Below are 14,605 nucleotides of genomic sequence, written 5' to 3' on the forward strand. Positions count from 1 at the left end.
TCGGATTCTTTCCTGTCACTGGCTTGCGGCCGTCTCATGGAGCCGGCTGCCCCATAATGGGATCTCCTCCAAAAACGGATCCCCGATTTCTTCCAGCTTCTCTTTTAACAGTCCGAGATAATATTGAACCATTTCCTCATTTTCCCCCGCCGCATTATGAAGCTCATAGGGGTCTTCCAGCCGGTCATACAGGTAGTATGCCGTTGTATTTTGGGCCGCTGACAGCATGAAGGTATAGCGCCGGCCGCGGAGACCTCTTCCGAAGCCATTGCTCTCCGGGTCAGATACCACATAGAGAGAGTACTCCGGCGAGTTGGAATAGTCTTCCGTCTCCATGTCACGGGTAAAGTCATAGCCGCTGCAGCCCTGGGGGATGCGGTCCTTAAGACCCGCCATGGACAGCAGCGTGGGGAGTATGTCGATGGTAGACAGCTGGGCGTCACTGTCGTGGTGGGAGAATCTGGCGGGCCAGCGTACCAGAAACGGCACGCCCACTGCCTCTTCATACCAGATGTTCTTGTGCATGAGCCCCTGGCTTCCCATCATTTCCCCGTGATCCGATGTGAAGACGACAATCGTGTTGTCCTCGATTCCCTTCTCCCTGAGAGCAGCCATCAGCTTACCGAAATTCTCATCGATTCCCGTGATGGAGGCAAAGTAATTCTTCACGTGCCTGACGGCTTCCGGAATCATCTTCACATTGGGGCGGACCAGCAGGTCTCCGGCCTCTTTGCCCTCGTAATCGTTCAAATACTCCTGCGGGAACATGTCAAAGTCCGTGTGGGGCGGATTAAAGGACATAAACAGCGCAAATGGCTTATCCTGGTTTTTAATATAATCGATCGCCACCTTTGTTTCGTGCGCCACGGACCATTCCCTTACATCAATCCGCTCGTCGATTTTCGCATCGTTTTTCCAGTAGTGGGGCTTCATGTGCCAGTCATAGCAGCCGTAGGAGTACCAGAAATCAAATCCATGGCGCCCCTTTCCCGGCGGTGTGTAGGCATCCCAGATCAATCCATTTCCGCGGAAGCCCTCTGTATAAGGATTCTGTTCGGGCTTCGGGGCATCCAGATGCCATTTTCCGATATAACCCATCTCATATCCGCCCGCTGCCAGAAGATCCGACAGGCATACCTGATCATCGTGAAGATAGCAGCCTTCCGCCGCACTTTGGGAGGTGCAGTTGGTAAAGATGTGGTTTTCGTGCGGGTACATACCCGTAAACAGGATTCCCCTGTAAGGGCTGCAGACCGGATAAGTGCTGACGGCTTCTTTAAATACCACCGCTTCACCGGCAAACCGGTCCAGATTCGGCGTGACCACCGGGTCCTCCTTCATATAGCCGATAGCCTGACGCCGGAACTGGTCACAAAATATGTATAATATGTTTGGCTTCTCCATTTTGTTTCTGTCTCCTTCCATGCCGTCCCCTGATCGGAGAGATCGGACCTGCTGCCGCGGGATCAATTGGCGTTTGTATTGTCATACGTCTGCTGCTGCAGTTCCAGATACCGCGCTGTATTCAGCTTCTCCAGCTTGGCTAAGTGTTCCTTCCAGCCGGCGTCGTCAATACCGGACAATACGGCCTGTGCGGTAAAATTCTTGATGTAATTATCGATATCCACCCTGAGATTTTCCTTTTCCTCCACGACCGCCGTTTTCTCAAATACCGGCAATATATAGTCTTTCGGGAAATACGGTTCTAAAAGGTTGATGCAGTCTTTGCGTTCCTCTGCTTGGGGATCATCCTTCTGAACGAATTTATCCCAATCGTCTTTTGTTAAAAAAATGGGGGCGTGAGGGCCTGTGGACATGGTATAACGGTACTCTCCTTTGGTCTGGCCTTCCGGATAATTATTGACATTCCACCATTCCCCTGTCTCGTCATCCATTTCCCAGAGTACGCCGCGGTCACCGTTAAACCACTGCATTTTCGTCGTAAAGGACGTGTTACAGTAATCAAACCAGCGTACCAGTGCTTCCGGGTTCTTACACGCCTTCGTAATGACGAAGCCGTTGTGCCATCCGGCAAACTTGTCTTTTATGCCATCCCATAATGGTTCACCGGAGTCAGATTTTAATGGTGCAAGAGGAATGTACTGGCTGTCATTCTCCTGCCCTACAACGTAATAGGGAAGGTACTCTAAAAAGGAACCGACCACCATCTGCTGGCCTTTGGAATAATACTGCTGCTGGGTCTGGCTGAAGCCTTCCACGTCGAGAAGCCCTTCGGAAGCCAGCTTATGGTAGTACTTTAATGCGTCATAATACTGGGGCTTCGCCGCAGACAGCTCCACCTTGCCGTCTTCGATCATGATGTGGTCGGTGTCATCCTTGATGCCGAAGGCGCCCATCATCATTTTAAACTGGGAGGCGTAATACTGCTGGCAGAAGGAGAATGGGATTTCATCATTTGCTCCATTGCCGTTAGGGTCCTGCTCTTTAAACGCCTTCAGGGCGGCGTAGTACTCATCCACCGTGGCGGGGACCGGAAGTCCAAGGTTATCCAGCCACTGCTTGTTGATGAAGAGAACGCCGCTGGTGGAGTCATTTCTCGAAGTTTGGGAATTTGTCATAAAGGAATAAATCTTTCCGTCATCCTGCTTCAGCATGGTTTTCAGATCGGGATACTTGTTGTACGTCTCTGCCACATGGGGAGCGTACTTATCGATATAATCTCCTACCGGTACAAGCTGGGGCAGATTTTTTACGATGGAGGAGTCTGTGATTCCCGTAGCAATGGCGTCCGGAAGCTCGCCGGAGGCAAACATGACGTTGATCTTCTCCTGCCATCCGGTGGAAGGGATCTCCATCCACTTGATCTTGATATTGGTATCCTTTTCAGCCTGGATCACACAGGGCTTATCCTCGTAGGTCCCCTTGGCCAGGGGATGACCGATGACAGCGATGGTAAAGGTCTCCTGCTCCTTTACAATGGGGAGTCCTTCCGTGTAGAGATTTCCCTCCATCTTTCTGCCGTCGGAATCCACTGCCTCCTGGGCGGCTTTCGTCTCCGTCGTTTTGCTTCCCCCGCCGCAGCCGGTGAGCAGCATGGAACCCGCCAGCGTCAGAGTCAGCGCTCTTGTAAATACGTTTCCTTTTTTCATACGATTTCTCCTCTCATTTTATGTTTATGGCCAGGCCGGACCTGCCGGAAGCAGGCGGCCGGGTAATGCGCGTTTTAAGTTCTGCGGACCGGATCAGCCTTTGACCGCTCCAATCATGACGCCCTTGACAAAATATTTCTGAATAAAAGGATAGATAAACAGCACAGGAACCGCCGCTACCACGATGACGCCATACTTTACCACCTCCACCAGGGTATTCATCTCCGCAATCGTTTCCGCATCCACACCGCCGCCTGACGCCGCCTGCTGCTGCATCACCTGGAAGGAGAGCAGAATCTCGCGCAGAACGAGCTGCAGCGGAAACTTATTCCGGTCATTTAAGTAAATCATGGCATTGAAAAACGAGTTCCAGTACGATATGGCACAGTACAGCGTGATCACCGCGATGATCGGCTTTGAGATGGGAACCACGATGGAGACAAAGAATCTCTGGTTGGTGCAGCCATCCACAAAGGCGGCTTCCTGCAGCTCTTTGGGAATGCTGGAGGTGAAGAAGGACCTGGCAATGATAATATTATAAACGGATATACTTCCCAGCAGCACGATGATTCCCCTCGTATTAATCAGGTGAAGCTGCTTTACCACCAAATACAGCGGAATCAGGCCGCCGGAAAAATACATGGTAAACACGAACAGTCCCATCAGCAGATTGCGCCCCGGCAGGTCCGTTCTGGAAAATGCATAGCCGGCCATAATGGTACAGCATACCCCCAGAAATGTCCCTGCCACCGTATAGAATATGGTGTTGGCATAGCCGCTCCAAAGCTTGGTATTCTCCAGGATGTTCTGATAGCCGATGAGGGAAAAGCCCTCCGGATACAGGAGTATCTTTCCGGAGTTGACTGCCGTAGGACTGGACATAGATGCCACCAGCACGAAGTAAAGCGGATAGGCTACGACAACGATAATCAGTAATATCAGGATCAGGGTGACGCCGTTGAATATCCGGTCCCCCAGGCCTTCCTTGATGTGTGTGTTCATAAATACTCCTCCCCTACCACAGACTGGTCCCCGACAGCTTTCTAGCGCCCCGGTTTACGACCAGCAGAATGGCAAAATTAATGATATTGTTGAAAAGACCGATGGCGGTGGAATAGCTGTACTCGGCATTTACGAGGCCGACCTTATAGGTGTAAGTTGAGATGACCTCTGCGATGCCTATATTCAGATCGTTCTGCATCAGAAGCACCTTTTCGAATCCCACATTCATGATCTGTCCCATATTCAGTATTAAAAGAATCGTAATCGTAGGCATGATGGACGGAAGGTCGATATACCGCATGCGCTGCAGCTTGGACGCGCCGTCTATGATGGCCGCCTCATGCAGCTCCGGGCTGACTCCCGCCAGAGCGGCGATATAGATGATGGAGGCCCAGCCGGTGCCCTGCCATACGCCGGACCACACGTATACGTGGCGGAACCATCCTTCCTCCCCCATAAAGAATACGGACTTTCCTCCGAATGCCTGGATAATCGTATTGATAAATCCCGATCTCGGAGAGAGAAAGATGGAGAGCATACCGACCAGCACCACCGTGGATATGAAATGAGGGGCGTAGGTAACGGTCTGTGTGAACTTCTTCAGACGGGCGTTCTTTGTATAATTGATCATAAAAGCCAGGATAATCGGCAGAGGAAAGGAGGCGATCAGCGCATACAGGCTGAGCGACACCGTATTGCCCAACAGCTTCCAGAACATAATGGATTCGAAAAATTTCTTAAAATGTTTGAATCCCACCCATGGACTCTTCATCATTCCCGCGTATGGCAGAAAATCCTTAAATGCGATCTGGACTCCATACATGGGCCAATAGGAAAAAATCAGGATGTAGAGAAAGGATGGCAGGATGAACAGATACAGGAAGTAATTCCGTTTCATCAGCATCCAGGTCCGCTTTCTCCCGGCCCTTCTTTCGGCCGCACGCTGAGACGGTGTTTGCAGGGATGCGGCTGCCTTTTTTTGACTTTCTTTAAGCAACTTAGTCAATTTTTTCGTTCCCCCTTTTGTTTTTTAGTACATTTATTACAACATTTTTCGAAAATGATGTAAATAAACAGTATTTTTACTATAAACATTTTTTGAAAAAAGCGGTTTTTCCTTGATTCTTTTATGAGAGTATGATACTTTTGTTAAGGTTCCGAAAGCGGTGCCCGGCAGGGAGAAATCCGGGATCGATTGCCAGTATTTGAAGTGATCTTCAATAATTGAGAAGGATGGGATTCTATTGAACCAGAATATTGCAAAAGAATATTTGAAACATCTCTGTACTTATTTTTTTATCATCTTCATACCGGTTATCGCCGTAACGGTCTGCTGTCAGCGTTACTTCCTGAACCTGTATCAGACGGAAACTATCCGCCAGGAGGGGAATTCCCTGAGCAAATCCCAGATTTACTTTGACGGAAAGATCGATCTGATCCATAAGATCGCTACCAATCTCACCATGAACCAGTATTTTTCTGACGGGTATATTTCCGCGCACGCAAGCTCCTTCTATAACATCTATTCCGAATTAAACGGCGCACGCTCCCTGGATTCCGCGCTGCTGGACATCTACTACTATAACGGGAAAGTGACGCCGGATACGCTCTACTCCTGCAAGGGAACGTACAATATCTCCGGCTACGCAGGAATCAACCCGATTTTTTCAGAGGGCTTTTCCAGCTTCCTGGACAGGATGGAGGCCTTCTACGGCCCTTCTTTCCTCCCCGCAGACCAGGCCCTCCTGACCTCCGGCCAGCCGGCCGTGGAATACGTGATCCCCGTGAAGAATCAGGCGGCCTTTTTTATCTTCCGCATCGACAGGGGATTTTTTGACGAGTCCTTACAGGATGTTTCTTCGGGGAGCTATGACGCCTATACGCTGATCGACTGGAACCATACCAGGCTGTATTCCAATATGCCTCCGGAGCTCACCGTCGATACGGAAGCCTTTTCGGAGTCGGAGTCCCCCCGTCTGGAGACGGTGCACAGCGGAAACCTTTTTATAAGCCGCCTGACCTCTTCTGACACGGACTTAACTTATATGAGCGTGATCGACGAGAAGCTGCTGCTTCAAAAGGCCAACTCCCTGTCAGGCCAGTTTATCGTCCTGGACGCGCTGATTCTGCTGCTTGGATTTACGGTTACCTTCTTCCTGACCCATCAGTATTACAAGCCGATCCGGCGGCTTCTCGCCTCTCTGGAGCGGTTCGGATTAAACACGCCGGGGGAGATGCACTCCCTGGACCGGGTAGCCATGGGGATGGATATTCTGGATACGCACAACCGGCAGCTGGACTGCGAGAAATGCCTGCTGAAGCTGCTGAGCGGCAGCTATAAGAGCATTGAAGATTTTAACGGGAATTCTCCCTATATGGTTGATACGGCACACGACCGCTTTCTGGTTATTGCCCTGCGCTGGCGGGAGACAGAAGAATCAGAGGAATGGGACCGCCGGATTCTGGAGAAGTACCGGGAGATTGGGGGGAGTGACATAGAACTGCTGGCGCTGGAACAGGAATGGGAGGATATGTATATTCTGATAGCCTTTTTCTCCGAATCCGCAGAGGACGTCCTCCGGGAAAAGCTGACTGGCTTTAAGGATCATCTGTTAGCTGAGCTTTCTGTGCCCTTTAAGCTGTGTGTAAGCACGCGCTGTGATTCTCTCGGGGATTTTCCGGCTGCACTTACAGAGTGCTGGGAGCTCATACGTCAGGACCCGGACTGTGAGGGAGAATGTTTAAGCTTCTTTGACTGCCTTTTGCCGATGGGGACGGAGGAGGAATGGCGTTATCCGGAAAAGGAACTGTCCGGCCTCTATGACGCGTTAGCCGCCCAGGATGGCGAAAAGCTGCAGTCATGCGTCCAGGAGCTGATGAAGTATATCGACCGGCTGGATGACCGCCATCTGCTGTTTCCGCCTCTGACCTATACCATCTCCCACGCCTTTCAAAAGGCGGCGGGAACGTATAATATCGTCTCCCTGAAGGCGCCGAACTCCAAGGCCGGACTGATCGAGTTTATGCTGACGCTGACCGGGGAGATTACAGGGCTGATTCAGCTTCGGGAACTGGGAGATACCTCCCGGTCCATTCAGGCCGTCATCGAATACATACAGCAGCACTATCAGGAATACGACTTAACCGTGTCCTCGGTAGCCGACCGCTTTCATTTGTCGGTCTCTAATCTGAGCCATCAGTTCAAGACAGCTACCGGCGTCAAGCTGTCTGTTTATATCGATTCCCTTCGGATTGAACGGGCGAAACACTTACTGACCACCACCACCATGACGATCGGGGAGATATCCGCTTCCATTGGATATACGTCGCCGTCCAGCTTTATCCGGCGTTTTAAGCAGCTTACGGCTGTGACGCCGAAGGAGTATCGGATGAGATGAACCCGCGCCCCACACAAAAAGGCTGCCTTTGCCTGATTCACGGCAAAGAACAGCCTCTTTCTTTTTTCTGTATATTTTATTCTGCTGGCATAACCGGAGCCTGTCACCCCGCCGTCTCCTTCTCGGCCTCCCGGACCTCCACTCCATTATAGAAGAACCGGAGGATTTCCTCATAGGTTTTGCCTTCCGCCGCCATGGCCTGCGCTCCGTTCTGGCTCATGCCGACTCCGTGGCCGTATCCGCCTCCATAGATATGGAAGGTGGTGATATTATTATCATCCACGCCCTCGTTCTCGATGGCAATATAGGCGCTGGGCAGGGACTCGATATCCTTCATGACGTTTCCGTCATTCTTCGTAATCTTCATGTAGGGATTGCCAAGCTTTGCTCTCACCTGGCCTTCCCCGTTGATGGTCATGATTCCATCGGAGCCTTCCACACGTACTTTTTTCACGATGCCGCCCACACCGCGCTCGGTGACGGAGATATTCAATATGGTTCCCACCGCGGTAATCTCCTCCTCCAGCTGCCGGTTCGTGACCGTAGTCTCCCAGCGGTACATCGGGAAGGAGGAATCATAGGATGGGTACTCCTTATCCTTGATAAATGCCTCAAATGCCGCGTTGGTGGACAGATTTAAGACGCTGCGGTCTGTCTCCAGGAGGCAGCCGTCCAGATACGGATATTTGGCCGGATCACTTCCCCAGATGCTGCCGTCTGTCGTATGGCCGCAGGAGGTGGAGAAATAAAATGCCTCAATGGGCGCATCCTGATAGAACAGAAGCTTTCCATACGTCTCACGAACCGCCTGCTCCGTCTTATCCGATGTCTTTAGGTTGTTATACACCTGAAATCTGGTGCTGTCGTCCACATGGGCGCCGTACTGGCTGTAGGTGTTGCTCTGAATCTGGCGGTAGGCGTACGTTCTCGCACAGACCGCCTGGGCCTTTAACGCCTCCATCTCGTAGCTGTCAGGCATCTCACTGGGCACTACCCTGGTCAGATACTCTTCCAGATACAGTTCATTAATCAGAGTAATCCCCTCTGTCTCTTTCCGTATTTCGATACTTCCGCTGTACGTCGGCGTGCCGAGGGACCGGCGGATCGAATTGACAGAGATGGTATCGCCGGCATCCACGGGGGTGACGACAATTCGACCGTCCTTCAGCCGCTCATCCGACGGATCGATAATCACTTCGGCCTTCGCCGGGATCTGCACGCTCTCCTCTCCGTAGGCAATGTTCAATCCGCTCTCCGCCGATAAGGTGACCGACGGATGGAAGACAGACTGAAAATTCGTATTCATAATCATGACCCGGATCGTCTTCGCATCGAATTCCCGCATGGTCAAAGCCGCGCAAAGCTTTCCATGGGCCACGACAAATTCCTGAATGTCGTAGCCGACCAGGATATCCGAGATGGACTGCTCCTCAAACTGGCCATACAGCTTATACACCTTGAAATCCTTATCCAGCTTGATCTTACCGTAGCCTTCGATCTCGATGGAATCGTCCTTTACCGCCAGGACCTTTCCGGTAATTCTCTTTTTCTTCAAAGTCACCTTCTGAAGCTTGCCGTTCTTCAAAGACAGGTCCGCCAGATTATCGGCAAACTCCTCCGGCTGCCCCAGAGAGGCTTCCATGGGGAACGTTCTCTCGATTGTGCCCAGATGTACGGAAAAGGTCTCCCCCTCGCCGCGTGTCAGCCAGACATTCTTATAGGTGACGGAATCACTCACCGTTTCCCTGACCGCGATCATCTCACCGTCTTTTACCAGGACCTTCAGTTCCCAGTCTATGTAGCTGTCGAGGCTGATTCCTTCAAAGCGGAATTTGCCCTCGCTCGTATAAGCGGTCCACGCCGGGGCGCTCCTGATGTTCATCGGAGTACCGTAGAGGAGAACGTCTATTTCCTTTACTCTGCCTTCCTGATCCAGTTCCTTCCGAAGGCTGTCGTAAATAAACCACCAGTTGTCCGATGGAAACGTTTTGCCCTGTTTTTTCTTTCCCACGTGAGCAGCCTCTCCCTGTCCCGGGACCAGTGCCTCCGCCAGTTCCTCCGCCTCCCGGTACGTTAAATATCCCTGTACGTATTCCGGGTCCGAAGGGGTCGTGTCCGGAGATAAGTATCCGTTCACGTAGAGATAATTCAAATACTTCGCATACCAGTTATTCCTGTCCTTCTCCGAAAAATAGTTCTGGCCCTGCTCCTTCAGCAGCTGTTCACAGCTTTCGGCATCCGTCAAAAGAAGGGCGGCTGACTTATAGGCCGCCGCTCTCGATATCCCACCCGGCTTCGTCTCACTGACCAGGATGATGATAATTAAAATGAGAACCAGAAGAGGAATTCCGGCTGCAAATGCGATAAATTTCCTTTTATTCATGCGCTCCTCTTATCTCATATAAGTTTTCTTCTCTTCGTCGATGTGCTTTAAATCCTTGTAGTCGTTTGTATTAAGGGAAAGTTCTTTTTTCCTGAGTGCCCGGTTCACCAGTCCGGATAACATGCTGTAGCCCACCGCAAAGGTCGGTACTGCGATGATCATGCCTACAAACCCGAACAGGCCGCCGAACAGCAGGATGGAAAACAGCACCCAGAAGCTCGGAAGTCCCGTAGACTGTCCTAAAATCTTCGGGCCTAAGATATTGCCGTCAAACTGCTGAAGCAGTACGATAAAAATCAGGAAGTACAGACACTTCATCGGGCTGACCAGGAGAATTAAGAAGGCACTTGGGACGGCTCCGATAAACGGGCCGAAAAACGGGATCACATTGGTCACACCCACGATCACGCTGACAAGCAGAACGTACGGCATCTTCATCCAGTTTAAGCATACGAAACAGATGATACCGATAATCAGGGAATCCAACAGCTTGCCCGTGATAAATCCGCCGAACACCCGGTGGACAAAACGGAGCTCTTCGATAAACTGATTCGCCATCCGCAGAGGCAGCACGCTGTAGATGATCTTCTTTCCCTGTGCGGAAAGAGTCTCTTTGATGTTTAATAAGTACACCATAACGATGACGCCGATCAGGATGTTCTTAAGCGCCAGCACAACGCTCAAAAGGCCGCTGGACAGGCCGCTTATCACCGTCGACACGTTCGGTACCAGGGAGGTGGTCAGCCAGGTTTCCAGTTGATTGGTCACCTCGTCGTACATCGGGATTACCTTTTGTTCCAGGGACGGATTATCCTCCAGAAGCTTCTGAAGCCAGAGCGCCAGGTTGTTGATGTTCTCCCCCAGTCCCTCCTGCAGCGTCATAATGCTCGTGTAGATCTGCGGAATCACCATCCAGAACAGTCCCGCAACAATCACAAAAAGGACGATCAGGCTCACAGCCGTCGCTCCGGCCTTCGATAACCCCCTGACTGTCTTTTCCTTTTTTACGCCCTTCGCAATCCATCCTTCAAGAAGGCTTCTCGTCCTGTTGTAAATCGGGAGAAGCAGATATGCCAGGACAGCTCCATAGATCACCGGCATCAATATGCCGATAAATGCCCTCACCCCAGCCTTCATCACCTGAAATCTCGTAAGAAAAAAAGCAAACGCGATACTCAGCGCGATCACCGCCAGCGCGGTCACTCCCCAGCATATATAATTCCTGAATTTCGTTTCCTTCATATTATTCTCCTGTATTTTAAGATACGGGCTTTGCCCTATGTATACATTATCATACTTTTGTAAAAAGTTAAAGCAGCGATTTCTCGCTGCTTTTTTCTTTTGTAACCCCAAAATGCCGGTTCTTACTGTTTGACGCCTAGCCTTGCTAGGTGGGCGACCTCACTTAAGCTTCTGCCTTCCACTCAATATAGGAGGCCTGACATCCGCTTAAAAATATTGGAATCCCGAATGTCAAAATGTAGGTTCAAAGTAGGTAAGAGTGTCGAACATTCCAGGAATTACAATTCATCTTATTTTTATAGCATTAGTATACACCACTTTACTCAATTTTTCAAGTTCCTTTTCCTGTCAGTTTTAATTATGAAGACGACGCGCCCGGCGGACATGCTCTCAGCCCTGTCCTGCGGCGGCTGTTCGTTCCTCAGGCGCTTAAATGGTGCGCCCTGTCCAGCAGGCTGCCATGCTCAATATAAGGGTCCAGACGCTCCAGCAGACGTTCGCAGCATTCCTCGTGAATCACCAGCTCCACCGCCTGGGCCGCCTTTACGGACAGCACCGACAGCAGCGATTTCGCATCCACCACCGTGCTCCCGCAGACCAGTTCCATCTTATGACGGCTGCTGCCGGTTATTTTTACAAATTCCAGGATCGAATCAATTCCCCAGAATCCGACTTTTACTCTTTTCATCGTTGGTATTCCTCCAAATACTGTACTGGTGCCAGCTACGCCATTAAAAGGCCGCTCTCCATATCGTAGAGCTGATAAACTTTGTATTCCCTGTCAAATATATATCCCAGCTTCTCCGCCAGCCCGACTGACTGTAAGCTGATCGCATCCCAGCTCGGATAGATCCCCTGCTCCAGACACGTGAGGATGAACCGGGCGCTGCACGCCAGGGCCAGCCCCTTCCGCTGGTATTCCTTCCGGGTCTCAACCTGTATCTCAAACATTCCCTGACTGATTCCATAGGCGGAACAGCCGGAAACGATCTTTCTGCCATCCATGGCCACAAAGCCGAGGCCATTCTGTTCAAATTCCTCCGGAGTTTCGAAATTGGAGCAGAAATCACGGCTCCATTCCTCCTTAAGCGCCGTCTGGTACAGTCTCTTATCGATTTTCTTTAATCGAATTCCTGCGGGCAGGTTCCCGCAGTAAGACTCCAGTGCCTCCTCCGAAAAATGGTTCCTGTCCCTTCTCATGGAATACCGGGATAAAACCCTGTATTCTCCCAGGAAGGATTCCTCCAGCCATTCGGCCCATCTCTCATCGGATGGGGTGATGTAATCCTGGCCGCATTCTCTGTAAAGCTGTGCTTTCAGCTCCATGGCCTGTTCACCCTTTGGGCATATGCCAAACAGGTATGCGAAATCACCCAGATGTATCAGGCAGTACGATGGATTCGTCAGCTCCGGCACCCATACACGGCCCATGTATCCCCGAACCGCTCCATGCACCAGAACGTGATCCGCCTGTCCGCAAAGCGGTCTGATTATCTGTCTCTTTTCTTTTCCCAGTTCAATCATAATGCGTCTCCTCCTTAAGGCGTTCCTCTTCGCCGTCAGCCAAAACTATTCCTTAAGCGCCATAATACTGTGTATCATATCACACTATAAGAGATTCTGCAAATCAAAAACTGTCTCCGCCAGAAAATCTGCCTGCGCGCCGGTCAGCTCCTCCCGGTCTCCATAACCGTAGAGAACGCCCACGCTGTCGACTCCGACCTCCCTGGCTCCTAAGATATCGTGTTTCCTGTCACCGATCATGATCACTTTTTCCAGATCGGTAATCCCGTTTTCCGCGAGGACGTACCGGATGACATCCGCTTTCTTCACTCTGGTCTCTCCTAAATCGGCGCCGCCCATAAAGGTGAAATACGAATCCAGTCCGAAATGCTCCATGATCTTTCTGACAAAGACCTCAGGCTTCGAGGAAGCCACAAAAAGCTTTTTCCCGGAGGACGTAAGGGCCTTCAGCATCTCCTCGATCCCCTCGTAGACCTCATTTTCAAAGATTCCCCGGTCGGAAAAATACTCCCGGTAGACACCGATCGCGTTCACCGCATCCTCCTCGCTGAATCCGTAGTATTCGATGAAACTGTCCTTCAGCGGCGGTCCGATAAAGCAGCAGAGCGTATCTAAGTCCTCCACCTCGATGTTATAAGCCTTCAGGGCGTGGCGCACGGATTTGGTGATGCCTTCTTTTGGATCGGTCAGCGTTCCGTCCAGATCAAATAACAGATATTCCTTCTCCATTCTCTCCTCCATGGATAAGAATGCAACGGAGACGGAAGGCAAGCTCCCGTCCCCATATGCATTTTTGAATTAATTCCATTCACAGTTTAAGGTATTATCTCACTTTGTGAATTAGAAGTCAATCATTTCTATTGCAAATTTGTCGTAAAATGGATATATTTAGTACGAATCGCAAAAATATCTACTCCATTTGGAAAGAAGGAATTCTATGATAGAGATCGATCAAAACGGGAAAAAAGATTTTTCATCCATACAGGAAGCGCTGGACTGCCTTGCAAAAACTCCGGATTCCGGAAAAGGAGAAACGCTGTTCCTGCACAGCGGAATCTACCGGGAACAGATTACCGTGCGCATACCGCATCTGACCTTCCTCGGGGAAGAGGACGGCTCCACCGTAATCACCGGCTGCCTCTCTGCCCGCATGGAAGCACCGGAGGGCGGGCCGCTCCGAACGTTCCGCACCTTTACATGCTTCATCGACACCCACGACTTCACCGCACGCAGCATCACCTTTGAAAACAGCGCCGGGAAAGGGACCGAGGCCGGACAGGCCCTGGCCCTCTATGCGGATGGGGACCGCCTCTTCTTCGACTCCTGCCGTTTCCTGGGAAACCAGGATACTCTCTTTACCGCGCCTCTCCCGCCGAGGGAAATTGAGCCGGGAGGATTTACCGGGCCGAAGCAGAATGCCCCCCGCATCAGCGGAAGGCATTATTACCGGAACTGCTACATCGAGGGCGATATCGACTTCATCTTCGGCGGAGCGGCCGCCTATTTTGAAGGCTGTACCCTGTTTTCCAAGTGTACGGACAGCCCGGTAAACAGCTACGTCACCGCGGCCTCCACGCCTGAGGGCCAGGAATTCGGCTATGTTATGAAGGACTGCCGTTTCGAGAGCTGCTGTCCCCCGCACAGCGCCTTCCTGGGGCGGCCCTGGCGTGAATACGCCCAAACGGTTCTCCTGAACTGCTACATGGATTCCCATATCTGCGAAGAGGGATGGGATGACTGGAACAAACCGGAGGCCAGAGAGCACGCGTTTTATGCGGAGTATGAGAGCTTTGGACCGGGCGCCGCCATGGACCGCCGCCCGGAATGGGTCCGCCGCCTGACGAAAGAAGAGGCCGGACGCTTTACAAAGGCCACCGTTCTCTCAGGAAATGACGGCTGGGCTCCGGAATAGGGGCACGCGGAAAGCTTCACCGCTTATCTTCACC

At 51.3% G+C, this 14,605-nt stretch carries 11 protein-coding genes and 1 other RNA gene; 2 read left to right on the forward strand and 10 right to left on the reverse strand.

Features of this window, described 5'->3' with window-relative positions; all coding sequences use genetic code 11:
- Positions 1–15 precede the first annotated feature (15 nt).
- From H8S80_RS16555 to H8S80_RS16570, 4 genes are all read right to left on the reverse strand, one after another.
- Positions 16–1,404, reverse strand: a complete 1,389-nt coding sequence (locus tag H8S80_RS16555; RefSeq protein WP_181987987.1) for a sulfatase family protein — start codon at positions 1,402–1,404, stop codon at positions 16–18.
- Positions 1,405–1,466: 62 nt separating this feature from the next.
- Positions 1,467–3,110: an extracellular solute-binding protein gene (locus tag H8S80_RS16560; RefSeq protein WP_117632583.1), complete on the reverse strand. Its 1,644-nt coding sequence runs from the start codon at positions 3,108–3,110 to the stop codon at positions 1,467–1,469.
- 93 nt (positions 3,111–3,203) lie between these two features.
- Positions 3,204–4,112, reverse strand: a complete 909-nt coding sequence (locus H8S80_RS16565) for a carbohydrate ABC transporter permease (RefSeq protein ID WP_117632582.1) — start codon at positions 4,110–4,112, stop codon at positions 3,204–3,206.
- A 13-nt stretch (positions 4,113–4,125) separates the two neighbouring features.
- Entirely contained in the window at positions 4,126–5,118 is a 993-nt protein-coding gene (locus H8S80_RS16570) for an ABC transporter permease (protein ID WP_117632581.1), read from the reverse strand.
- Positions 5,119–5,356: 238 nt separating this feature from the next.
- On the opposite strand from H8S80_RS16570, the gene H8S80_RS16575 reads away from it, so the two are divergent.
- A complete protein-coding gene (locus H8S80_RS16575; RefSeq protein WP_117632580.1) occupies positions 5,357–7,510 on the forward strand; it encodes a helix-turn-helix domain-containing protein in 2,154 nt (717 codons plus the stop codon).
- A gap of 103 nt (positions 7,511–7,613) precedes the next feature.
- Here the strand turns inward: H8S80_RS16575 and H8S80_RS16580 are convergent, their stop codons facing one another.
- The 6 genes from H8S80_RS16580 to H8S80_RS16605 form a co-directional block, all read right to left on the reverse strand.
- A complete protein-coding gene (locus H8S80_RS16580; RefSeq protein WP_117632579.1) occupies positions 7,614–9,893 on the reverse strand; it encodes a SpoIID/LytB domain-containing protein in 2,280 nt (759 codons plus the stop codon).
- A 9-nt stretch (positions 9,894–9,902) separates the two neighbouring features.
- Positions 9,903–11,135, reverse strand: coding sequence for an AI-2E family transporter (locus H8S80_RS16585; protein WP_002603835.1), 1,233 nt, complete (start codon positions 11,133–11,135; stop codon positions 9,903–9,905).
- Positions 11,136–11,235: 100 nt separating this feature from the next.
- Positions 11,236–11,416, reverse strand: a non-coding RNA gene (gene ssrS / locus H8S80_RS16590) — 6S RNA.
- Positions 11,417–11,556: 140 nt separating this feature from the next.
- Positions 11,557–11,823, reverse strand: a complete 267-nt coding sequence (locus H8S80_RS16595) for an HPr family phosphocarrier protein (RefSeq protein ID WP_002603834.1) — start codon at positions 11,821–11,823, stop codon at positions 11,557–11,559.
- 35 nt (positions 11,824–11,858) lie between these two features.
- Positions 11,859–12,659, reverse strand: coding sequence for a GNAT family N-acetyltransferase (locus H8S80_RS16600; RefSeq protein WP_002603833.1), 801 nt, complete (start codon positions 12,657–12,659; stop codon positions 11,859–11,861).
- A gap of 84 nt (positions 12,660–12,743) precedes the next feature.
- On the reverse strand, positions 12,744–13,388 hold the full coding sequence (locus H8S80_RS16605; RefSeq protein ID WP_002603832.1) for an HAD family hydrolase: 645 nt from the start codon (positions 13,386–13,388) through the stop codon (positions 12,744–12,746).
- 208 nt (positions 13,389–13,596) lie between these two features.
- Here H8S80_RS16605 and H8S80_RS16610 point away from each other — a divergent pair, with 208 nt between their 5' ends.
- Positions 13,597–14,571 carry a pectinesterase family protein gene (locus H8S80_RS16610; RefSeq protein ID WP_117632578.1) on the forward strand — a complete coding sequence of 325 codons (975 nt, stop codon included), beginning with the start codon at positions 13,597–13,599 and terminating at the stop codon, positions 14,569–14,571.
- Positions 14,572–14,605 lie beyond the last annotated feature (34 nt).

The organism is Hungatella sp. L36, from assembly GCF_014288035.1.